Consider the following 21,214-nt stretch of genomic DNA (forward strand, 5'->3'; position numbering starts at 1 on the left):
AGCTTCCCATATCTAGAAACCACGCACGGCCTTTCGCAACCCCGAGAGTCAAATTGATATGGATCATCTGATGCGGACGATCGGATGCGGCTTCCGACAGAGGCGGCGTGGCACGCCAATTGCTCTATGGAAATGAAGTGTCCATAATGGCACACGCTTTGACGGTTTATTGAACATTCAGGGGGAAGTTATGAAGTTCGGTTTTGCTGGTGCCGCAGTCACTGCTTGCTTGTTAGCGATTGGCGGCCAGTCCTCTGCCGCTGACGGCAAGGCAGTCTATGAGTCCACCTGCGCCGCATGCCACGCAACGGGGGCTGCCGGTGCGCCCAAATTTGGCGACAAGGCGGCATGGGCTCCACGTATTGCCGCCGGAGCCGGTGCATTGCACGCTTCCGCCCTCAAGGGAAAAGGCGTGATGCCGGCCAAGGGGGGGAACGCCAGCCTGTCGGATGCGGACGTGATCGCCGCCGCCGACTATATGATCGGCCAGTCTAAATAAGCGGTTCGCTATGTCTTGAAAGGCGCGTTTCATACGCGCCTTCCGTCGTTTTTACTCGCCTCCACGGTGCAGCAATCTGTTCGTTGTGCATGAACGAGCGCCACAGGATGTACCGACGTCGCGGAGAGAGTTTTGAAGCATATGTTCCCAGCCAGTATGCATTGCGCCTCCAGGTGCGCAATGGCTGCTTTTAGCCGCCTCCCGCCTGGCTCGCGGAAAATGGCGGGGCGATCCGGCTGCCGCTTATGAGGAAAGAGTGACAGCCGAGTAGCATCGTATTGAAAGAGCCTGGGGCGGCACCAAGGAGACAGCCGCCTTTATTAACGCGACGTATGGTGTAGGCACCGGACAAAAAATACATGAACGCTCTTATCCATCCAGTCGAAGACGCCGCTGACGGCGAACTGGCCACAACACAACGGCGCCTTGCGGAGCTGATCAATAGCATAGACGGAATCGTCTGGGAGGCTGATCCGGCCACCTTCCGCTTCACTTTCGTCAGTGCGCGCGCCGAGCATATCCTTGGCTACGCGGTCGATGAATGGTATGCCGAGGGATTCTGGCCGGCGCATATTCATCCCGATGACCGTACCTGGGCCGTCGATTACTGCGCGCAGCAGAGCCGCGAGGGAGCTGATCATGCGTTCGAATACCGCATGATCACGCGTGACGGACGCGTGGTGTGGCTCAAGGATTCGGTCAGCCTGCGCATGAGCCAAGGGCAGGCTGTCGCACTGTGCGGCATCATGGTGGACATCAGCGAGCAAAAGCTGGCGCAACAAGCCGCCGCGGAACACACCCACTTCCTTGAACAGCTTGGCGACACCATTCCCAGCCCCATTTTCTGGAAGGATGCCAAAGGCCGCTACCGCGGCTGTAACAAGGCATTCGAGGCCTATATCGGGATTGCGCGGTATGAGCTGCTCGGAAAAACAGTGTACGACATTGCGCCGCGCAACCTGGCCGAAGTATACGAGGCGGCCGATCAAGCCCTATTCGCAAGCCGTGGCGTGCAGACATACGAGGCCGGCGTGCGGTATCACGACGGCTCCAGGCACGACGTCGCCTTCTACAAGGCCACCTATACGCAAAAGGACGGCAGCCCTGGCGGGCTGGTTGGCGTAATGCTCGACATTACCGAACGCAAGCGCGCCGAAGAGGACTTGAAACTGTCGAGCATTGTGTTTGAGAACAGTGCACAGGGAATCATCATTACCGATGCAGAAAAATGCATCCTGACGGTTAATCGCAGTTTCTGTGCGATCACCGGTTATGAACCGCAAGAGGTGATTGGAAAGACGCCGGCTATTCTGCAGTCCGGGCGCCAGGACGATGCCTTCTATCAGAAGATGTGGTCGGCGATTCATGAAAACGGCCACTGGAGCGGGGAGATGTGGAACCGCCGCAAATCGGGCGAGGTATTTGCGGAGCACCTCTCGATCACCCGGGTCCTGAATGCAAAAGGAGCGGTCGCCAATTACATTGGCATTTTCAGCGACATTTCGCAATTCAAGGATGCGCAACACCAGATTGAACGCCTGTCGTTCTACGATGCCCTGACCGGCTTGCCAAACCGCGCACTGCTGCGCGACCGGCTGCAGCACGCCATCTCGAATGCGGAGCGAAATCGGTGGCGCGTCGCGTTATTGGCAATCGATATTGACCGGCTGGCGCATATTAACGATTCGTTGGGACACCATATCGGCGACCGTTTGCTGATCGCGGTGGGAGAGCGGTTGCAGGGCGCGCTGCGCGGTGTAGATACGCTGTCGCGCCATATCGGGGACGAGTTCGCGGTGATCACGGAAGGGCTTCCGGAGCCGCAGGTGGCAGCCGACTTGGCAGAACGGTTGCGCGCAGAGCTGGCGCGCGTGTTTGTACTGGACGGGCATGAAGTCAGCATCAGCGCATGTATTGGCATCAGCGTTTACCCGGAAGACGGCAATACGCCGGACATGCTGCTGAAAAACGCAGACGTCGCGCTTCACCATGCGAAAGGCGCCGGCGGAGGCTGCTTTCAGTTCTTCCGCGAAGAGATGAACCATGCGTCGATGGAACGCCTGCTGATCGAAAGCAGCTTGCATCAGGCGGTGCAGCGAAACGAGCTCCGGGTCTACTACCAACCGCAAGTCGATCTTGAGACAGGCCGCATCATCGGAATGGAAGCCTTGGTGCGTTGGCTGCATCCCCACATGGGAATGGTTTCGCCTGCACGCTTCATTCCCATTGCTGAAGAAACCGGGCAAATTATCGAAATCGGCCGCTGGGTGCTGCGTGAAGCCTGCGCCCAGAACCGAATCTGGAACACCAACGGGTTTCCCGATCTGCGCGTCGCGGTCAACGTCTCGGCACAACAGTTGAACCGCGAAGATTTTGCATCCCAGGTCAAGCAAGTATTGAACGAGACAGGGCTCGCACCGGACCGATTGGAGCTGGAGCTCACCGAAAGCATGATCATGCAGCGGACAGAGCGCGTGGTCGGCGTGATCTCGGAGCTGCGAAATATCGGTGTGAAATTTTCCATCGATGACTTCGGAACCGGCTACTCGAGCCTGGCGCAGTTGAACCGCTTCCCGATTGATAAGTTGAAGATCGATCAATCGTTCACGCGCGAGATAGGCTCGGCCGGTAATGGAACAGCCATTACTTGCGCCATTATTGCGCTTGCCCGCAGCCTGAACCTGCTCGTGATTGCCGAAGGCGTCGAAACCGACGAGCAGCAACGATTCCTGGTGGAGAATGGCTGCGATGGAATGCAAGGCTATTTGTTCAGCCGTCCGCTGCCGGCGGGGGACTTTTCGGCGCTGTTATTCGGGTATCTGCCGCGGGTGGCGCAAGGAACATGGCAAATTGACTGATTTTTTGCCGCGCTCTTGCCCATCGCTATGCCAGCGTTGAAAGGAAAGCGATGCCCAAACCGGTAGATCAAAACGCATATGAAGCGCTCAGGACCCAGGCATGGGTGCTGCGCCCCTCGTAAAGCCGGTTGTCTTCGTCGTTTTTCCGGGCGGCGCTCCACGTCAGCCGGATCTTCCAGTCCGCCAGGTCGGCACTGGCGCCGATGCTGATATCGGCCTGGCTCGTCGCATAGGCTTCCGACCTTTTCGGCCGATCAAACGCATGCAGCAAGCCGATATGGCCGAGCAGGTGAAGCCGCTCCGCTAACGCCCGTGAGCCGTTGAGTTCGACGTAGAGGGTCTTGGCGCGCAGGCTAAGGTAGTCGGGAGAGAAATACAGGCGGCCGCTCAAATCGGCGGCGGCGAATCCGGCAAAAATTTCGGCGTAGTTGTACGCTGCGGCGCACGGAAAAATCGCGCCGGTGCCGCCAACCTCCCAGGCAAGGCCGGAGGAGCGCTGCGCAGAATATCCCGCGTACGCCTGCAATTGCGCATGGCTGCGGCCTTCTTCCCTCAGATTCGCGCCGGAAGCCACGCCGCCCGCATACCACCCGCTCTTGCCATCATAGTCCAGCCGCAGCTGAGCCACCGGGCTGCCGTCGCTGAGGGACACGCCGCGATACCGGTAGTCCGACACCGCCGATACGCTGCCGCTGAACTGCGCCGCAGCCTGGGTCGCGAGCAGCAGAAGCGCGCCGGCGAACGCGGGCCGGAGCAGGCGCACGGCACATGGGGCGTCAGCGGTGGCGGTTGGCCACTGCATCGGAGCCGGCGCATAGGCAGGAACAGCCTTTCGCGCTGTTCGCCACGGTGGCGCAGGCATCGATCGTGCCTGCCATGCGGGAATCGTCGGATTCGACCACCAGTTCTCGGCGCATCCGGGATGCGGCGAGCGTTGGCCGCAACTCTGTCAGCAATGCCACCAGGCCAGAGACATGGGCGGCGGCGAAGGATGGGCCGGAAACGAAATTCCAGCGCGCGCCTGGCATCGTCGTCACGACGTCGCGGCCGGGCGCGATCAGTATGTCTGCCTTGCGCAGGCGCACGACATCGTATGGCTGATCGGCGACGGCGAACACGCCAGGGTAGGAGGCGGGGAAGCCGCCGTCGGCGCTGTGCGGGTCGATCGCGCCGACGATCTTGATGCCGCGTGCCAGCGCCGCGTCCAGCAGTCGTTGCAACAGACGGTCCGGCGGCCCGGTCAGGCTCAGATTGATGACCTGTACCTCGTGCAGGATAGCGGCATGCAGCGCCTTGCCCAAGGTGAAACTGTTGCATTCCGTGTCGTTGGCCGATGCTTCCCAACAGGCCCGCAAAGCCAGCAAGCGGGCGTCGGGCGCCACGCCGGCAATGCCGATGCCGTTGCCGGCGCGCGCTGCGATGATCCCCGCCACTGCCGTGCCATGGGTTTCTGCCGTGTACCGATCGCCATCGACAAAGTTCTCCTCGGCCTCGACCTGCCCCGCCAGATCGGGATGGTCCGCCTCGATGCCGCTGTCGACGACTGCCACGCGCACGCGGCGGCCGGTGGCCAGCGTGTGCATGCTGGACAGATGCCAGAGGCGCTCGCCGGGCTGCAGCGGGGAGAGCGGATCGCTCGCTCCAAGTGCGTGGAAACGGCGCATCGGCTGCGCCCATTCCACCCGCGGATCCTGCGACAGGATACGCGCCACGCGCTCGGGCGGCTCGTCTGTCGTTTGCTCCATTACGAAGCAATGCACATCCAGCGCCGGCATCGGCCAGTCACTGTCCAGCTTCAGGCCGTATTCCCGCGCCATGTCCGTCGCGATGCGCCGGCGCGCGCTGTGGCCGCTGTCGTCTTCATATCCGCCGGCGTAATTCGCGTCGGGCCGAAAATGCGGCAGCGGTAAGTGCAGCATCACCAGAATGCGGCGTTCGCTGTCCCGGGCGGCGTCGTCTTGCGTGGCGGCCCGGCCGACAAGCGAAACGCCGAGGATGAGCAGGAAAAGCAATCCGAGCCTGTTCAACGGCGGCCTCCGGAATCGAGCGGTTCGGCCAGGATGACGGCGGGCTTCGAGCGAAGCATGGCGATGGCTTGCCGCTGCTGCGCGCCCGGCACGCGCAGCACATAGGCATCCGTCGCCGTCGGGCCGTCCACCAGGCGTGCGCCGCTTTCCTGCAATATCCGTCGCAGCTCCTGTTCCGTGGTGTCCGGCTTGAACATCACGACTACGTTGCCGGCGGCATTGGCCGGCGTGCCCAGCGCGCGATACCACGCGGGGCCGGCATTGGGGCGCATGAGCAGGAGGGCGATGACGACGGCCTGGGCGGCCAACGTCCAGCGCGTCCAGGTCGATCCCGTGCCATACAGCCTGCGCCAGAATGCGGATGGCCCAGGTCGCGCCGGCGCATGCGCGGATGGACGCGGCGCCGTGACGAGGAATGGTTGCAGGCGCGCGAACGCACGCTCGGCATCCGGCAGCGCGCTGGGCGCAGGCTGCATGGCGCGCAGCTTGCGATGCAAGTCGGCGTCGATCCGGCATTGCGCGCATGTGCGCATATGCTCGCGCACCAATGCCATCTCGTCGGCGCAGAGCGCACCCGTTACGAACCAGGGCAGCAATTCCTGCGCGGCCTGATGGGACAGCGTATCGAGATGGACGACATGTCCATTCACTTCATTTCCTCCAATCGGTCGGCGAGCAGCGTCACCAGCCGGCGCCGCGCATGAAACATGCGGGTTTTGACCGTATTGACAGGGCAGTCCATGATGTCGGCGATTTCGGCGTACCCGAGATCGTGGAAGTAGGTCAGGCACACCACCGTGCGCTGTTCAAGCGTGAGCGAATCGAGCGCGCACTTGCACAGCGCCTGCAGCTCATGCCGGCGGACTTCGTTCTCCGGCTCGTGCGCACTCTCGTCCGGACAGGTTTCGAAGTCGCACTCGACCGGATCGTCCCGCAGCCGGATCGCCTTCAATGCCTTGCGGTAGCCGATGGCGAAGATCCAGGTTGACAGCTTGCAGCTTGCATCGAAGGTATGCGCTTTTTGCCACACCACCAGCATCGTGTCGTTCACGATTTCCTCGATCAGATGGGGCTGCCGCGTCATGCGATCGAGGAAGCGCGCCAGCTTCGGAAAGTAGCTGCGGTAAAGCGTTTCGAAAGCATCGAGATCCCCCATGGCGACCCGCTTGATGAGCCGCACTTCATCCGCGTCGCTGGTACGCGGGGCCACTCCGGGCTCCTTGGCCGTCCTTAACATCCAGGCGCCTCCGTCGTTCACGGTGAATGCACTGCCGGCAGCAAAAGGTTCAGATCGCCGGCAGTCGTCGCGGCTTTTCCGCGCGAGGAGTGTTGATCCACTTGAACCGCGCGGAGAGTGCGGGGGATTTACCGCGTAAGTTGCCGTATTGGCGCAAGCCGGCGTAAGAAGGTGCCGTACCCGGGACAGAGGGAGGCACGCCGATTCGCGTCCCGTGTCCTGCATTATGCGAAGCGTCCATTCACAGGGAGCTGCGTTATGTCAAAGCGCAAATCGCCTATCGTTTTTTCCCTGGCCGGCATTGCTGTGAGCCTGGGAATGTGGTTGGTCTCGGGCATTGCTCATGCGGTGCCCAGCTTTGCGCGCCAGACTCATTTGAATTGCATGACTTGCCATGTGAGCTGGCCGGAACTGACGCCGACCGGCAGGCAGTTCAAGCTGAATGGCTATACCCTGGGCGACCAGCTGAGCCTGCCGTTTGCCGGCATGCTGCAGCTGTCGCGCACGTCGACGCTCAGCGTCGATCCGAGAGACCCCGATAATTTTCAGAAGGACAGGGATATCACGTTGCAGCAGGCAAGCATTTTCATGGCGGGAAAATTTGCCGAGCATGCGGGCGCATTCTCGCAATGGTCCTACGATGGCATCGCACACCACAGCAGTATCGACAATGTCGATATCCGCTATGCCAATCGCATGGGAGAAAACGATAGAGAATTAATCTATGGCCTTACGCTGCACAACAATCCCATGGTGCAGGATGTCTACAACACGGGGCCGGCCTGGGGCTTTCCATTTGCTTCTTCTCCGGTGGCGGTTACGCCGAACGCGGCCACCGCCATCGAGAGCCTGGGACAGCAGGTGGCGGGGCTGGGTGTTTACGGGCTGTGGCGCAACACGCTGTACGGCGAGCTGAGCGCCTATCGCACGGCCGACGGCGCATTTTCCGTGCTGCGCGCAGGCACCGATACGGCAAGCGATGCCGCCCTCAGGGGATATAACCCGTACTGGCGTCTGGCGCTGCAGCACGAGTGGAAGGATGGCATGCATTCCGCCATGGTCGGCGCCTACGGATTGACGGTCGATCGCTATCCCGACAATACGATGCAGAGCGGACCCGTCGACCGCTTCGCGGATACCGGCATCGATGCGCAATACCAGTACCTCACCGACCGGCACCGCGTTTCGCTGCAGCTCAACTATATCCGCGAGAGGCAGCACTGGGATGGCACGCCGCAGAGCAATCCGGCCGATACCCTGCATACCTTCCGCGCCAAGGCGACGTATTACTACCAAAAGAAATACGGCATCACCCTCGGCTACTTTTCAACGGCCGGCGACTCGGACGAAATTCTTTACAACACCGGCAATCCGGTCACGGGCAGCGCCAGAGGCAGCCCGGATACATCGGGCTTCGTCTGGGAGCTGAACTACCTGCCCCGGCGGAATATCCGGTTCACCCTGCAATACACCGCCTACAACAAGTTCAACGGCGCCCGCACGAATTACGATGGGTTCGGCCGCAATGCCAGGGACAACAACACCTTGTTCCTGCTGGCGTGGCTCATGTTCTGACCAAGGAAACAATGCGATGGATAAGCTGCAGAAAGAACGCCGCCGGATGCTGGCGCGCGGCATGATCATGCTGGCGGGTATTCCAGTGCTGACGTTGAGCCATGCCGCACTTGCCGGCAAGGCGTCCAAGTCCGATTTTCATTATCAGGATCTTCCGAACGAAGGCAAGAGATGCATGGATTGTGCGGAATTCCTGCCTGCACAAGCGGCAAATTCCGCTGGTGCGTGCCGCATCGTCGACGGCGTAATCAGCCCGAATGGCTGGTGCATGGCGTTCACGAAAAAATGACGGATCGGATGCCGCGCACCGCTGCGATCGAGGCCGCAATGATCAAGGTAGTGGCGCCAAGGATGCTAAACCCTGGCAAGAGGTTTGATACATCCGAAATGGCCGGTGCGATTGAGCGACGCATGTGAACCGCCCGCCGGGGATGACGTATTCACCGTATGCTGCCGAACCCGCCGGCGCGACCGCGGCGGAAAGAAGCTGATTGGCAGGAACGCTGTTCTCGATATCAACCGTCAATCCTTGGAGAATCGGACATGGATACTCGTTGTCATCACCATGCTGTCCGCTACCTGTGCGCACTGGGCATGCTGGCTTGCATCATGGCGCCATCGGCGCAGGCCAATGGCAACCAGGGCGCCAGCGCTCAGGTAACCGGCAATTTTTATCAACAGCACAATCTGGTTTCCGACGGGTCCAATCCTGCGGATAACACGGATCCCAATCTGATCAACAGCTGGGGCATTGCCTTCAACCCGTTCGGACCGGTCTGGGTGGCCGATAACGGCACCGGCGTCAGCACGCTATACGACGGCAATGGCAAGCCGCAGCCGCTCGTGGTCCAGATCCCGGGGCCGGCCAATGCCAGCGGGCCGGGCACGCCGACCGGCATCGTGTTCAATGGCTCGACCGGCTTCGTGGTGTCGCAAGGCGGAGCATCGGGAGCAAGCAAGTTCATCTTCGCCACGGAAGATGGCGTCATCGCCGCCTGGGCGCCCAACGTCGATGCCACGCATGCGATTCGGATGATCGACAATTCGGTGGCTACCGCCGCCGTCTACAAGGGACTTGCGCTGAGCGCCGGCGGCAGCGGCAGCCTGCTGTACGCGGCCGACTTCCACAACAACCGGATCGATGTCTTCGACGGCAGCTTCAAGCCGGTGACGCTGCCGGCTGGGGCATTTTCCGACCCCAACCTGCCGGCCGGCTTTGCGCCGTTCGGGCTCCAGGCCATTGGCGGCGATATCTATGTCTCCTATGCCAAGCAGGACGCGGCAAAGCATGACGATGTGGCCGGCGTGGGCCTGGGCTTCATCGATGTGTACGATCCCAATGGCACGCTGCTGCGGCGCGTGGTATCGCAGGGCGCGCTCAATTCGCCATGGGGCATGACGCTGGCCCCGGCGGGCTTCGGCCAGTTCAGCGGCCGCCTGTTGGTCGGCAATTTCGGCGATGGCCTGATTCACGCCTATGACGCCGCCACCGGCGAGTTCGCAGGCACGCTGAAGGATGCCGGGAAACGGCCGATCCAGATCGATGGCCTGTGGGGACTGGCATTCGGCAATGGCTTTGCCAATCAGCCCGTCAATACGCTGTTTTTCGCCGCCGGGCCCGGCGATGAAAAGCAGGGGCTGTATGGCCGCATCGAGGTGGCGCCGGATGCCGGGCAGGACAGCGAACCGTGATGCGGAAAAAAGGGGCTGCGAATGAAGGTTCGCAGCCCCTTTCGTCATTTGGCGTCGCTAGCGATGCGCCGGCGGGTGCCGCTCTGGATTCCTGGCTTAATCGCGGATCTCCAGTGCGCGATTCAGGCTCAATGCGGCCAGCGAACCGACGGCCCCCGACAGCAGGTACAGGCCGACATAGGCCAGGCCGAAATGGGCCGACAGGCCGAGCGCGACCAGCGGCGCGAAACCGGCGCCGACCAGCCAGGCCAGGTCGGAGGTCAGGGCCGCGCCGGTGTAGCGGTATTTGCGCAGGAAGTTGGCGGTCACTGCGCCGGAAGCCTGGCCGTACGACAGGCCGAGCAGGCTAAAGCCGACCAGGATGAAAACGGTCTGGCCGAGGTCGCCGCCGTCCATGAGCATCGGCACCACGCCGCTGAACAGCGCGATCAGTGCGGCAAGGGTGCCCAGCGTGGTGCGGCGGCCGAAGCGGTCGGCGATCAGGCCGGAGGCGATCACGCCGGCCGCCGCCAGCGCCGCACCGATCATCTGGATCACCAGGAAGTCGCTGATCGAGCGCGACGAGTACAGGGTGATCCACGATAGCGGGAACACTGTCACGAGGTGGAACAGCGCATAGCTGGCCAGCGCCGCGAGCGCGCCGATCAGCACGTTGCGGCCCTGCGAGCGGACCATTTCAGCGGCGTTGGTCGGTTCCAGTTCGCGCTCGTCGAGCAGACGCGCGTATTCGTCGGTCGATACCAGGCGCAGGCGCGCAAACAGCGCGACGACGTTGATGGCGAACGCGACATAGAATGGATAGCGCCAGCCCCATTCTAGGAAGTCCGCGCCGGACAGCGCCGACAGCAGGAACCAGAACAGCCCGGCCGCGACGATGAAGCCGACCGGCGCGCCCAGTTGCCCCAGCATCGCGTACCAGCCGCGGCGGCGCTTCGGCGCGCTCAGCGCCAGCAGCGAGGGTAGGCCGTCCCATGAGCCACCCAGCGCGATGCCCTGGCCGATGCGCAGGATCGCCAGCAGCACGATCGATGCCGTTCCCAGGTGCGCATAGGTCGGCAAGAAGGCGATGCCGGCGGTGGATGCGCCCAGCAGCAGGAGCGCGAGCATCAGTTTCAGTTCGCGGCTGAAGCGGCGCTGGATCGCCATGAAGGCGACGGTGCCGAACGGTCTTGCAATAAATGCAAAAGAAAAGATCGTGAACGCATAGAGTGTTCCTTCCAGTCGCTGCTCGAATGGAAAGAACACGGAAGGGAACACCAGCACCGAGGCGATGGCGTAGACAAAGAAATCGAAATATTCGGAGGCACGGCCGATGACCACGCCGACGGCGATTTCGCCCGGCGCAATGTGCGAATGATCGGCTTTGTCCGCATCGCCGGAGGCCGAACGTAACTGGGCGGGAAGAGCCCCGCCATGCATGCTGGTACTGGACATTCATTGCTCCTCAAATTGGATATCGGCGGGTCTTTTTAGGCAGGGGAGGACAAAATGTCCTATCGCCAACGCCCACTCGTGAGGTTAGATTAGCATAATCTTGATCTACATCCTTTACTTTCCAGAATGCATCTGATAAACGCCCGTCGTCTGTTAGGCCTCTCGCCCATGGTGTTGTTGGCTGGCTGCGATACCGTCGTGATGAATCCATCCGGCGACATCGCTGCCCAGCAGGCCAATCTGGTCCTTGTGTCCACGCTGCTGATGTTGCTGATCATCGTGCCGGTGATCGCATTGATCGTGCTTTTCGCCTGGCGCTATCGAAAAAATAACACGGCGGCAAAATACGATCCCGAATGGGATCACTCCACCAAGCTGGAACTGGTCATCTGGGGCGCGCCGCTCCTGATCATCATCGCCCTGGGCTTGCTGACCTGGATCAGCACCCACCTGCTGGATCCGTACCGCCCGCTGCAACGCATCGACGCCAATCGCCCGATTCCCGCCGATACCAAGCCGCTGGAGGTGCAGGTGGTCGCGCTCGACTGGAAATGGCTTTTCATCTATCCGGAGCAGGGCATCGCGACGGTCAACGAACTGGCCACGCCGGTCGATGTGCCGGTGCGCTTCAAGATCACCGCGTCGAACGTGATGAACTCGTTCTACATCCCCGCGCTGGCCGGCCAGATCTACGCGATGCCGGGCATGGACACGACCCTGAACGCCGTGATCAACAAGCCGGGCGAGTACGAAGGCTTTTCGGCCAACTACAGCGGCGCAGGGTTTTCCCACATGCGCTTCAAGTACTACGGCATGAGTGCCGCCGACTTCGAGGGCTGGGTGCAGAAGACCAAGGCTGCCGGCGGCGAACTCAAGCGCGCCGACTACCTGGTGCTGGAAAAGCCCAGCGAGCGCGAACCGGTGCGCCGCTATGGCAAGGTCGAGGCCGACCTGTACCACGCGATCGTCAACCGCTGCGTCGCGCCCGGTGCGACCTGCACGGACCAGATGATGGCCGCCGACAGCAAGCGCGTCAAAGCCGCCATCGCGCGTAAGGATGAAATGTGCGAAATCGCACAGAGCGGCGCCGAATCGTCCGCCGCTTCCAATACCTTCGCCCCGATTTCCAAAATCCATAAAGAGTAACGATGCAAGACCACATTGATCTGACGAAGCTCATCTTCGGCCGGCTGAGCTGGGATGCGATTCCATATCACGAACCGATCCTGATCGGCACCTTCCTCATGGTCGCCGTCGGCGGCCTGGCCGTCTTCGGCGCGCTGACGTATTTCCGCCTGTGGGGCACGCTGTGGCGCGACTGGATCACCAGCATCGACCACAAGAAGATCGGCATCATGTACATGATCCTGGGCCTGGTGATGCTGCTGCGCGGCTTTGCCGATGCGCTCATGATGCGCGCGCAGCAGGCGGTCGCCTTCGGCGACACGGCCGGCTTTTTGCCGCCGCATCACTACGACCAGATCTTCACCGCCCACGGCGTGATCATGATCTTCTTCGTCGCGATGCCGTTCGTGACCGGCCTGATGAACTACGTGGTGCCGCTGCAGATCGGCGCGCGCGACGTGGCCTTCCCGTTCCTGAACAACTTCAGCTTCTGGATGACCACGTCGGGCGCCGTGCTGGTGATGGCGTCGCTGTTCGTCGGCGAATTCGCGCGCACCGGCTGGCTCGCCTATCCGCCGCTGTCCGGCATCCTGTACAGCCCGGATGTCGGCGTCGATTACTACATCTGGGCCTTGCAGATCGCGGGCGTGGGCACCTTGCTGTCAGGTGTCAACCTGATCGCGACCATCGTCAAGATGCGCGCGCCCGGCATGAGCCTGATGAAGATGCCGGTATTCACCTGGACCGCGCTGTGCACCAACGTGCTGATCGTCGTCACCTTCCCGGTGCTGACCGCGGTGCTGGCGATGCTGTCGGTGGATCGCATGTTCGGCCTGAACTTCTTCACGAACGACCTGGGCGGCAACTCCATGCTGTACGTGAACCTGATCTGGATCTGGGGCCACCCGGAGGTCTACATCCTGGTGCTGCCGGTGTTCGGCATCTTCTCGGAAGTGGTTCCAACCTTCACCGGCAAGCGCCTGTTCGGCTACACCTCGATGGTGTATGCGACCGCGGTGATCACGATCCTGTCCTACCTCGTCTGGCTGCACCATTTCTTCACGATGGGCTCGGGCGCGAGCGTGAACTCGTTCTTCGGCATCACGACGATGATCATCTCGATCCCGACCGGCGCGAAGATCTTCAACTGGCTGTTTACCATGTACCGGGGCCGCATCCGCTTCGAGCTGCCGATGATGTGGACCATCGCCTTCATGATCACCTTCGTGATCGGTGGTATGACGGGCGTGCTGCTGGCGGTGCCGCCGGCAGACTTCGTGCTGCATAACAGCCTGTTTCTGATCGCGCACTTCCATAACGTGATCATCGGCGGTGTGGTGTTCGGCATCTTTGCCGCGATTAACTACTGGTTCCCGAAAGCCTTCGGCTACAAGCTCGACGTATTCTGGGGCAAGTGCTCGTTCTGGTTCTGGGTGGTCGGCTTCTACCTCGCCTTCATGCCGCTGTACGTGCTCGGCCTGATGGGCGTGACTCGCCGCATGAGCCATTTCGACGATCCGTCGCTGCAGATCTGGTTCCAGATCGCCGCACTGGGTGCCGTGCTGATCGCGCTCGGCATCGGTTCGATGCTGGTGCAGTTCTACGTCAGCTTCAAGCGCCGTGACGAATTGCGCGATGTCACGGGCGACCCATGGAACGGCCGCACGCTGGAATGGTCTACCTCTTCGCCGCCGCCGGACTACAACTTCGCGTTCACCCCGCGCGTCTTCGAGAAGGACGCCTGGACCGACATGAAGAAGCACGGCTATGCCCGTCCGCTGCAGGGCTTCGTCCCGATCCACATGCCGAAGAATACGGCAGCCGGATTCGTGATCGCAGCGCTCAGCACGGTGATGGGCTTCGCGCTGATCTGGCAGATGTGGCTGGTGGCTGGCCTTGCCTTCGCCGCAACGTTGACGGCAACCATCATCCACACCTTCAATTACAAACGCGACTACCACATCCCGGCGGACGAGGTCGTCCGTACCGAGAATGCTCGCACCCGCATGTTGGAAAGCTATGTCTGAGATCACTGCAAACTCCATGGGCGCCGTGAGCGCCGACGCGAGCTCGCGCTTTTACGTGCGCGAGCATCATCCGGAAAACGGCACCCTGCTCGGTTTCTGGATCTACCTGATGAGCGACTGCCTGATCTTTGCGTGTCTGTTCGCCGCCTATGCGGTGCTGGGGCGCAGCTACGCGGGCGGCCCGACCGCCGCCGAACTGTTCGACCTGCCGCTGGTGGCGACCAATACGGCCTTGCTGCTGCTGTCGTCGATCACCTACGGTTTCGCGATGCTCGAATCGCAGCGCAAGCGACTGGGCAGCGCGCTGCTGTGGCTGGGCATCACCGGCCTGTTCGGCCTCGGCTTCCTCGGCTTGGAACTAACTGAGTTCGCGCACCTGATCCATGAAGGCGCCGGCCCGCAGCGCAGCGCGTTCCTGACCGCGTTCTTCTGCCTGGTCGGCACGCACGGCCTGCACGTGAGCTTCGGCATCGTCTGGCTGGTGACATTGATGTTCCAGTTGAACCGTCACGGCCTCATTCCCGAAAACCGCCGCCGCCTGATGTGCCTGTCGATGTTCTGGCACTTCCTGGACGTGATCTGGATCGGCGTCTTCACCTTTGTCTACCTGATGGGAGTCCTGCCATGAGCGAACATCACACGCACGACCATGGTCATCATGATGACCACGCCGACCACGGCAGCCTGAAAAGTTATGCGATCGGCTTCGTGCTGTCGGTGATCCTGACGGCGATCCCGTTCTGGCTGGTGATGGGCAAGGTGATCGACAAGTCGAGCACCACCGCGATGGTCATCCTCGGCTTTGCCGCGGTGCAGATCGTGGTCCACATGATCTACTTCCTGCACATGAACACCAAGTCCGAAGGCGGCTGGAACATGCTGGCGCTGATCTTCACCGTGGTGCTGGTGGTGATCGTGCTGTCCGGCTCGATCTGGGTGATGTACCACCTGAACCACAACATGATGCCGGGCATGGCGCCCGGGACCACGCACCAAATGCACGACATGCCATGATGGATGGTTCAGGGCAAGGGCGCGGCGCGGCTTCGCAGGAAGCCGCGCCGCGCCCGCGCTCTTTTGCAACGCTGCTGGTGCTTGCCGTGTGCGCGGCGCTGGCATGCGCCGGTTTCACGGCGCTCGGCACCTGGCAGTTGCAGCGTCTGCAATGGAAGCTGGCGCTGATCGAGCGCGTCGAGCAGCGCGTGCACGCAGCGCCCGTCGCGGCGCCCGGCCCCGAGCGCTGGCCGCATATCAGCGCCGAGTCCGACGAGTATCGCCATGTGCGGCTCAGCGGCACGTTCATGGATGGAAAATCGGCCCTGGTCCAGGCCGCCACCGAGCTGGGCAGCGGCTACTGGCTGCTCACGCCGCTGCGCGTTGCCGATGGCGACGGCGCCATCGTGCTGGTCAATCGCGGCTTCATCCCTTCCGAGGCCGCCGGCGGCGTGCGCCAGGCAATCCATGACCGGCCGATCAGCCAGGAACAAGCCACCACCGTTACCGGGTTGCTGCGCCTGAGCGAGCCCGGCGGAGCTTTTCTGCGGCACAATGATTCCGTTGCCGAGCGCTGGTATTCGCGCGACGTGCAGGCGATTGCCGCCGCGCGCGGCCTGCGCCGGGTTGCGCCATACTTCATCGATGCGGACGCCGAGCCGGCGCGCGCGGATGCAAGGCTGGGTGGAATCGCCCCGGTCGGCGGCCTGACGGTCGTATCCTTCCACAACAGCCACTTGGTCTACGCGCTGACTTGGTATGCTCTCGCCTTGATGGCGGCGGCCGCCGGCTTGTGGATCTGGCGCGAGGAGCGCCGGCTGCGCCGCGCAGGGTGAGGGAATCGATGTGGCGGAAATGACAGGCAAGACTGGAACAGCAGTGAACCGGACCGGGGCAAGGGAAAAATCGGCGGCCGCCGCGCGCGTCGAAAAGGTCGCCGGCCACAACAACATGCTGCAGTTGATCCAGCTGCGCTGGATCGCCGTGGTCGGGCAGGTCACGACCATCTCCATCGTCGCCGGCCTGCTCGGCATTCACTTGCCGCTGCCGCAGATGCTCGCGGTGCTGTCCTGCCTGATCGCGTTCAACATCGCCAGCCACCTGCGCTGGCAGGAACGCCGCGTCGTCTCCAACGGAGAACTGTTTTTCGCGCTGCTGGTCGACGTGGGCAGCCTGACGGCGCAGCTGTATTTCAGCGGCGGCACCACCAATCCGTTTGCTTTTCTCTATCTGCTGCAAGTGATTCTGAGCGCGGTGTTGCTGGAAGCCTGGTCGACCTGGACCATCGTTGTCATTACCGGCATGTGCCTGGCCGGGCTGTCGCTGTTTTCCACGCCGCTGGCGTTGCCGATCCAGCCGGGCCGCAGCTTCCCCTCGCTGTATGTGGAAGGCATGCTGATCTGCTTTGTCCTCATCGCATCGCTGCTGGTGGTGTTCATCACGCGCATCACGCGCAACCTGCGCGCCAGCGCCGAAAAAGTGGCCGGCCTGCGCCAGCGCGCGGCCGAGGAAGAGCATATCGTGCGCATGGGCTTGCTGGCGTCCGGCGCGGCGCACGAGCTCGGCACGCCGCTGGCCACGCTGTCGGTGATCCTCGGCGACTGGCGGCGCATGCCGGAATTCAGCAGGAATCCCGATCTGCTGGAAGAAATTACCGAAATGCAGGCTCAATTGAAGCGCTGCAAGACTATCGTCAGCGGCATCCTGCTGTCGGCAGGCGAAGCGCGCGGCGAATCGTCGGCCAGGACCACCATCGGCACTTTCCTGAACGATCTGGTCAAAGAATGGTGCGCCAGCCGGCCGGTCGCGGCCTTCGGCTACGAAAACCGCATCCAGCCGGACATCCCGGTGGTGTTCGACACCGCGCTCAAGCAAATGATCGTCAACGTGCTCGATAATGCCTTCGAGGCCTCGCCGCAATGGGTCAGCCTGGAGGCTGCGCGCGAGGGCGATGCTTTGAAGTTGCTGATCACCGATGCCGGCCCCGGATTTGCGCCCGAGATGCTGACGCAGTTCGGCAAGCCTTACCAGTCGAGCAAGGGACGCCCGGGCGGCGGATTGGGGCTGTTCCTGGTAGTGAATGTCGCACGCAAGCTGGGCGGCGCGGTCAGCGCGCGCAACCGCGCCGAAGGCGGCGCCGCAGTTCTGCTGACACTGCCGCTGGCATCGATTTCGCTGGAGGAGGGGCCGGGAAATGGCGTCTGAGCGCCTGCTGTTGATCGTGGAAGACGATGCCGCGTTTGCGCGCACGCTCGGCCGCTCGTTCGAGCGCCGCGGCTACCAGGTGCTGCACGCGGCGAACGTCGACGGGGTCGCGGCATTGCTGCAGCAGCATACGCCGTCGCACGCGGTGGTCGACCTCAAGCTGGGCGACAATTCGTCCGGCCTGGCCGGCGTGCAAATGCTGCACCGGCATGCTCCGGACATGCTGATCGTGGTCTTGACTGGCTTTGCCAGCATCAACACCGCCGTCGAGGCGATCAAGCTCGGCGCCTGCCAGTATCTGGCCAAGCCGTCCAACACCGATGATATCGAGGCGGCGTTCGGCCATGTCGCCGGCAACACGGACATCGAGCTGACCAACCGCTCGACCTCGATCAAGACGCTCGAATGGGAGCGCATCCATGAAGTGCTGGCGGAAACCGGCTTCAATATTTCCGAGACGGCGCGCCGCCTTGGCATGCACCGCCGCACGCTGGCGCGCAAGCTGGAGAAGCAGCGGGTCAAATAGCGATGCTCAAGCGCGCACGCCGCGAGCGTCACATCACCTTCTCGTACACGTCCGAAATCTGCGCGCCGTCCCACTGGTAGAGCATCTGGCTCGCATGCCGGCAATTGGACAATGCGCCAGTCCTGAAAGCGGCCACGCATTCGCCGCCTTCCAGACGCACGCTGCGGTAACTCACGCCGTTCGAGCCTTCCGTTCTCAGCTGGCGCGCCAGTTCCTGCGACGCCGCATAAGATGCGTGGTGGTAGACCGGATCGTCCTTGGGCATGCCGCGCAAGTCGTGCAGCGGCCCCGACACCTCGACGTGGTACATCCGCATCTGCAGCTGGATCGGCGCCTCGCTGGTCGCCGCCAGAAAGCGCGCCTGGTGGTAGCGGGTTTCGGCCACCGCTGTGCGCTTGTCCCTGGCCGCATAAAACACGCCGAAGCTGCCGTCGGAAAAGCGGCTGCCGGCCGGATTCAGGTGCGTGAAGGCCGCCATGATCGGGCCGCAGCCTGGCCCGTACAGGCGCTCCGCGCGCGGCACCAGTTCGATGGCGCCCACTTCGTCGCGGATGCGGTCGTTGGTCATCGCTTCGAGCGCATACAAGGCGTCGAAATCGTCCGGCGAGGCGACCCGGTCGAACAGGTTAATCGCGGGGAAGCGCGTCGGGACGATGCGGCAGGCCGGATGCCAGTCGACCTGCGCCAGCGGGAACGTCTTCGGCGACGTCACGCCCAGCCGCCGCGCATTGCATCGAGATACTGGCGCACGACGAACAGGTCCGCTACATTCCCCGACAACATGCGGTCCAGCGCGCTTTTGCCGCCGAACGGCGTGGCCGTATTCGGCTTCCTGATCCAGCTGTCGGCGGCCTTTTCATCCGGCAAGAGAATCTGCAAGGCCTTGTAGATGCCAAGAAGATAGGAAATGCGTTCCAGCGTGTCGCGCCCAAGATGGGCCGCGTCCGGCTGCTTTTTCCATTTGTAGAAGGTCGAGCGCGGCGGGCTGCCCAGCAGGACCAGCTGTTCCTCGGTATCCAGGCCCCACAGGCGAGCGATATTGCCGAATGCGCGTACCGCCGCAGTCGACATCGCTTGCGCCGTGACTGGTGCTTGTGCGTTTTCGGCAAGCATTCCCATCTATGTCCTCGCTTTGCTTCCTGATTGTAAATACTTTAGTCTATATATGGACATTAATCAATTGAATTTCTATTTATGGACTTTATTTACACAATTTCGCAATGATCGCAGGGAATTTTCGGAAATTGGCGGCTTTTGAGGCATTGTCCGGCGCTTGCCTGCAATCTTTGCCTATCGCCACTGTCACAGGATAGGCGCGCCGTGCGAAGCGCCCCACAGTCGTTCACGGCCCACTGGCCCGACGGATCATGAACGGTGCTTCCGTGCAGGCGTATAATGAAAGGTTGTTTTACGTAACGATGCTGCGGTCGACTACCGTCACGTTGCGTGGAATCTGTAACCGAATAGGCGGCGTTTTTCGGCACAGTTCATTGACGTCGCGCTTAACGTAGCCTGGCAGCAGGCTTATTGAAATCACCTATGTCCCACACCCCGTTAGCAACCCCGCAAACCGGCGCACCGGCTGTCCGCTTCGAAGACTTCGGACTGTCCGCCGACATTTTGCGCGCGCTCGCCGACCAAGGTTATGTACATCCGACGCCGATCCAGGCCGAGGCGATCCCCGTTGTCCTGCAAGGCCGCGACGTCATGGGCGCGGCGCAGACCGGCACCGGAAAAACGGCCGGTTTCTCCTTGCCCATCATCCAGTTGCTGCTCGCGCATGCGAATGCCAGCGCGTCGCCCGCGCGCCATCCGGTGCGCGCGCTGATCCTGACGCCGACGCGGGAACTGGCCGACCAGGTGGCCGACAACGTCAAGGCGTATTCGCGCCATACGCCGCTGCGCTCCGTCGTGGTGTTCGGCGGCGTCGATATGGCGCCGCAGACCGCTGCCTTGCGCGCCGGCGTCGAGATCGTGATCGCCACGCCGGGACGCCTGCTCGACCATGTGCAGCAAAAGACCGTGAACCTGTCGCAGACCCAGATCCTGGTGATGGACGAAGCCGACCGCATGCTCGACATGGGCTTCTTGCCCGACCTGCAGCGCATCATCAACCTGCTGCCGAAAGAGCGCCAGAACCTGATGTTTTCCGCGACCTTCTCGCCGGAGATCAAGAAGCTGGCGAACAGCTTCCTGAAGAACCCGGTGACGATCGAAGTGGCGCGCTCCAACGCTACCGCCGACAACGTCACGCAGGTGCTGTACAAGGTCGACGAGGAAGCCAAGCGCGACGCGGTGGCGCACATCATCCGCGAGCGCGGCCTGAAGCAGGTGATCGTTTTTTCTAATACCAAGATCGGCGCATCGCGCCTGTCGCGCCATCTGGAAAAGGAAGGCGTCAAGGCGGCGGCGATCCATGGCGACAAGACCCAGGGCGAACGGATGGCCGCGCTCGAAGCCTTCAAGCAGGGCGGCATCGAAGTGCTGGTCGCCACCGACGTGGCCGCGCGCGGCCTGGATATCGCCGAACTGCCGTGCGTGATCAATTTCGACTTGCCGTACAACGCCGAGGACTACGTGCACCGCATTGGACGTACCGGCCGCGCCGGCGCTTCCGGCGACGCGATCTCGCTGTTTACCGACAAGGATGCGCGGCAGCTCGCCGACATCGAAAAGCTGATCAAGCACACCATCTCGCGCCTGCAGCTGACCGGTTTCGTGCCTCCGCGTTCGGCCGACCGCCGCGTGCGTCATGAAGACAGCGAAGAGCGCCAGGAGCGCCACGGCGCGGCGCGTTCCTCGTACGGACGCAGCAACTATGCGCCGCGCAAGGAAAAGGTCGACCCCTGGTTCCTCAAGCCGTACGAGCCGGCGCCGCAAAGCGAGCCGAAGGAAGAGGGTAAGGCGGCTCAACCCGGCGCGGCCAAGCAGAAGGCCAAGGTGGCGGCGCTGCTGGGCGGGATGCCGAAGCGGTAAGCCGCGAATCCGAAGAGAGGTTTTCCCTCTCTCTCGGGCG

Annotated in this window: 20 protein-coding genes; 13 read left to right on the plus strand and 7 right to left on the minus strand. The window is 62.3% G+C overall.

From position 1 onward, the window contains the following. Positions 1-190 precede the first annotated feature (190 nt). A complete protein-coding gene (locus FAY22_RS00640; RefSeq protein WP_146328441.1) occupies positions 191-499 on the plus strand; it encodes a cytochrome c5 family protein in 309 nt (102 codons plus the stop codon). 359 nt (positions 500-858) lie between these two features. Beyond that, a complete protein-coding gene (locus FAY22_RS00645; protein ID WP_146328442.1) occupies positions 859-3,357 on the plus strand; it encodes an EAL domain-containing protein in 2,499 nt (832 codons plus the stop codon). Positions 3,358-3,424: 67 nt separating this feature from the next. Here the strand turns inward: FAY22_RS00645 and FAY22_RS00650 are convergent, their stop codons facing one another. The 4 genes from FAY22_RS00650 to FAY22_RS00665 are packed head-to-tail and all read right to left on the minus strand — an operon-like array spanning position 3,425 to position 6,594. Then, complete coding sequence (locus tag FAY22_RS00650; RefSeq protein ID WP_168204722.1) at positions 3,425-4,159, minus strand: TorF family putative porin; 735 nt, start codon at positions 4,157-4,159, stop codon at positions 3,425-3,427. After that, positions 4,134-5,384: a S8 family serine peptidase gene (locus tag FAY22_RS00655; protein WP_146328444.1), complete on the minus strand. Its 1,251-nt coding sequence runs from the start codon at positions 5,382-5,384 to the stop codon at positions 4,134-4,136. Before FAY22_RS00655 ends, FAY22_RS00650 begins: the two co-directional genes overlap by 26 nt. Continuing rightward, the gene (locus FAY22_RS00660) at positions 5,381-6,034 is read right to left on the minus strand and encodes a zf-HC2 domain-containing protein (protein ID WP_146328445.1); all 654 of its coding nucleotides are present in this window, start codon (positions 6,032-6,034) and stop codon (positions 5,381-5,383) included. The genes FAY22_RS00655 and FAY22_RS00660 overlap by 4 nt, the downstream gene beginning before the upstream one ends. Further along, complete coding sequence (locus tag FAY22_RS00665; protein ID WP_246860607.1) at positions 6,031-6,594, minus strand: RNA polymerase sigma factor; 564 nt, start codon at positions 6,592-6,594, stop codon at positions 6,031-6,033. The genes FAY22_RS00660 and FAY22_RS00665 overlap by 4 nt, the downstream gene beginning before the upstream one ends. Positions 6,595-7,017: 423 nt before the next feature. On the opposite strand from FAY22_RS00665, the gene FAY22_RS00670 reads away from it, so the two are divergent. The 3 genes from FAY22_RS00670 (at position 7,018) to FAY22_RS00680 (ending at position 9,888) form a co-directional block, all read left to right on the plus strand. Then, on the plus strand, positions 7,018-8,196 hold the full coding sequence (locus FAY22_RS00670) for a cytochrome C (protein ID WP_146328447.1): 1,179 nt from the start codon (positions 7,018-7,020) through the stop codon (positions 8,194-8,196). A 16-nt stretch (positions 8,197-8,212) separates the two neighbouring features. Next, the gene (locus FAY22_RS00675) at positions 8,213-8,485 is read left to right on the plus strand and encodes a high-potential iron-sulfur protein (protein ID WP_168204723.1); all 273 of its coding nucleotides are present in this window, start codon (positions 8,213-8,215) and stop codon (positions 8,483-8,485) included. Positions 8,486-8,739: 254 nt separating this feature from the next. After that, the gene (locus tag FAY22_RS00680; RefSeq protein ID WP_246860608.1) at positions 8,740-9,888 is read left to right on the plus strand and encodes a TIGR03118 family protein; all 1,149 of its coding nucleotides are present in this window, start codon (positions 8,740-8,742) and stop codon (positions 9,886-9,888) included. Positions 9,889-9,984: 96 nt separating this feature from the next. Here FAY22_RS00680 and FAY22_RS00685 read toward each other — a convergent pair whose 3' ends face one another. Further along, positions 9,985-11,322, minus strand: coding sequence for an MFS transporter (locus FAY22_RS00685; RefSeq protein WP_146328449.1), 1,338 nt, complete (start codon positions 11,320-11,322; stop codon positions 9,985-9,987). Between the two features lie 126 nt (positions 11,323-11,448). Between FAY22_RS00685 and cyoA the strand changes: the two genes are divergently transcribed. From cyoA to FAY22_RS00720, 7 genes are read left to right on the plus strand one after another with little or no spacing between them, the layout of a single operon-like run. Continuing rightward, positions 11,449-12,468: a ubiquinol oxidase subunit II gene (gene cyoA / locus FAY22_RS00690; RefSeq protein WP_146328450.1), complete on the plus strand. Its 1,020-nt coding sequence runs from the start codon at positions 11,449-11,451 to the stop codon at positions 12,466-12,468. A gap of 2 nt (positions 12,469-12,470) precedes the next feature. Then, positions 12,471-14,474, plus strand: coding sequence for a cytochrome o ubiquinol oxidase subunit I (gene cyoB / locus FAY22_RS00695; protein WP_146328451.1), 2,004 nt, complete (start codon positions 12,471-12,473; stop codon positions 14,472-14,474). Continuing rightward, positions 14,467-15,102 (plus strand): cytochrome o ubiquinol oxidase subunit III, encoded by a 636-nt coding sequence (cyoC, locus tag FAY22_RS00700; RefSeq protein ID WP_146328452.1) that lies wholly within the window; start codon positions 14,467-14,469, stop codon positions 15,100-15,102. Before cyoB ends, cyoC begins: the two co-directional genes overlap by 8 nt. Then, positions 15,099-15,488: a cytochrome o ubiquinol oxidase subunit IV gene (cyoD, locus tag FAY22_RS00705; protein WP_146328453.1), complete on the plus strand. Its 390-nt coding sequence runs from the start codon at positions 15,099-15,101 to the stop codon at positions 15,486-15,488. Before cyoC ends, cyoD begins: the two co-directional genes overlap by 4 nt. Next, complete coding sequence (locus FAY22_RS00710) at positions 15,485-16,303, plus strand: SURF1 family protein (RefSeq protein ID WP_146328454.1); 819 nt, start codon at positions 15,485-15,487, stop codon at positions 16,301-16,303. Before cyoD ends, FAY22_RS00710 begins: the two co-directional genes overlap by 4 nt. Before the next feature lie 19 nt (positions 16,304-16,322). Beyond that, a complete protein-coding gene (locus FAY22_RS00715; protein ID WP_146333094.1) occupies positions 16,323-17,672 on the plus strand; it encodes an ATP-binding protein in 1,350 nt (449 codons plus the stop codon). Further along, on the plus strand, positions 17,662-18,198 hold the full coding sequence (locus FAY22_RS00720) for a response regulator transcription factor (protein ID WP_146328455.1): 537 nt from the start codon (positions 17,662-17,664) through the stop codon (positions 18,196-18,198). The genes FAY22_RS00715 and FAY22_RS00720 overlap by 11 nt, the downstream gene beginning before the upstream one ends. Before the next feature lie 28 nt (positions 18,199-18,226). Here the strand turns inward: FAY22_RS00720 and FAY22_RS00725 are convergent, their stop codons facing one another. Beyond that, entirely contained in the window at positions 18,227-18,916 is a 690-nt protein-coding gene (locus FAY22_RS00725; RefSeq protein ID WP_371417406.1) for an RES family NAD+ phosphorylase, read from the minus strand. Then, positions 18,907-19,317, minus strand: coding sequence for an MbcA/ParS/Xre antitoxin family protein (locus tag FAY22_RS00730; protein WP_246860610.1), 411 nt, complete (start codon positions 19,315-19,317; stop codon positions 18,907-18,909). Before FAY22_RS00730 ends, FAY22_RS00725 begins: the two co-directional genes overlap by 10 nt. A gap of 420 nt (positions 19,318-19,737) precedes the next feature. On the opposite strand from FAY22_RS00730, the gene FAY22_RS00735 reads away from it, so the two are divergent. Further along, the gene (locus FAY22_RS00735; RefSeq protein ID WP_146328457.1) at positions 19,738-21,174 is read left to right on the plus strand and encodes a DEAD/DEAH box helicase; all 1,437 of its coding nucleotides are present in this window, start codon (positions 19,738-19,740) and stop codon (positions 21,172-21,174) included. The last annotated feature ends 40 nt before the right edge of the window (positions 21,175-21,214 follow it).

The organism is Noviherbaspirillum sp. UKPF54 (genome assembly GCF_007874125.1).
Taxonomy (GTDB): Bacteria; Pseudomonadota; Gammaproteobacteria; order Burkholderiales; family Burkholderiaceae_D; genus Noviherbaspirillum.

What these genes read in the sequence shown, in the direction of transcription:
- FAY22_RS00640 (WP_146328441.1), top strand. Translation starts at nt 191, where the DNA reads ATGAAGTTCGGTTTTGCTGGTGCCGCAGTCACTGCTTGCTTGTTAGCG.
- FAY22_RS00645 (WP_146328442.1), top strand. Translation starts at nt 859, where the DNA reads ATGAACGCTCTTATCCATCCAGTCGAAGACGCCGCTGACGGCGAACTG.
- FAY22_RS00650 (WP_168204722.1), bottom strand. Translation starts at nt 4,159, where the DNA reads ATGCAGTGGCCAACCGCCACCGCTGACGCCCCATGTGCCGTGCGCCTG.
- FAY22_RS00675 (WP_168204723.1), top strand. Translation starts at nt 8,213, where the DNA reads ATGGATAAGCTGCAGAAAGAACGCCGCCGGATGCTGGCGCGCGGCATG.
- FAY22_RS00680 (WP_246860608.1), top strand. Translation starts at nt 8,740, where the DNA reads ATGGATACTCGTTGTCATCACCATGCTGTCCGCTACCTGTGCGCACTG.
- FAY22_RS00685 (WP_146328449.1), bottom strand. Translation starts at nt 11,322, where the DNA reads ATGTCCAGTACCAGCATGCATGGCGGGGCTCTTCCCGCCCAGTTACGT.
- cyoA (WP_146328450.1), top strand. Translation starts at nt 11,449, where the DNA reads ATGCATCTGATAAACGCCCGTCGTCTGTTAGGCCTCTCGCCCATGGTG.
- cyoB (WP_146328451.1), top strand. Translation starts at nt 12,471, where the DNA reads ATGCAAGACCACATTGATCTGACGAAGCTCATCTTCGGCCGGCTGAGC.
- cyoC (WP_146328452.1), top strand. Translation starts at nt 14,467, where the DNA reads ATGTCTGAGATCACTGCAAACTCCATGGGCGCCGTGAGCGCCGACGCG.
- cyoD (WP_146328453.1), top strand. Translation starts at nt 15,099, where the DNA reads ATGAGCGAACATCACACGCACGACCATGGTCATCATGATGACCACGCC.
- FAY22_RS00710 (WP_146328454.1), top strand. Translation starts at nt 15,485, where the DNA reads ATGATGGATGGTTCAGGGCAAGGGCGCGGCGCGGCTTCGCAGGAAGCC.
- FAY22_RS00715 (WP_146333094.1), top strand. Translation starts at nt 16,323, where the DNA reads ATGACAGGCAAGACTGGAACAGCAGTGAACCGGACCGGGGCAAGGGAA.
- FAY22_RS00720 (WP_146328455.1), top strand. Translation starts at nt 17,662, where the DNA reads ATGGCGTCTGAGCGCCTGCTGTTGATCGTGGAAGACGATGCCGCGTTT.
- FAY22_RS00730 (WP_246860610.1), bottom strand. Translation starts at nt 19,317, where the DNA reads ATGGGAATGCTTGCCGAAAACGCACAAGCACCAGTCACGGCGCAAGCG.
- FAY22_RS00735 (WP_146328457.1), top strand. Translation starts at nt 19,738, where the DNA reads ATGTCCCACACCCCGTTAGCAACCCCGCAAACCGGCGCACCGGCTGTC.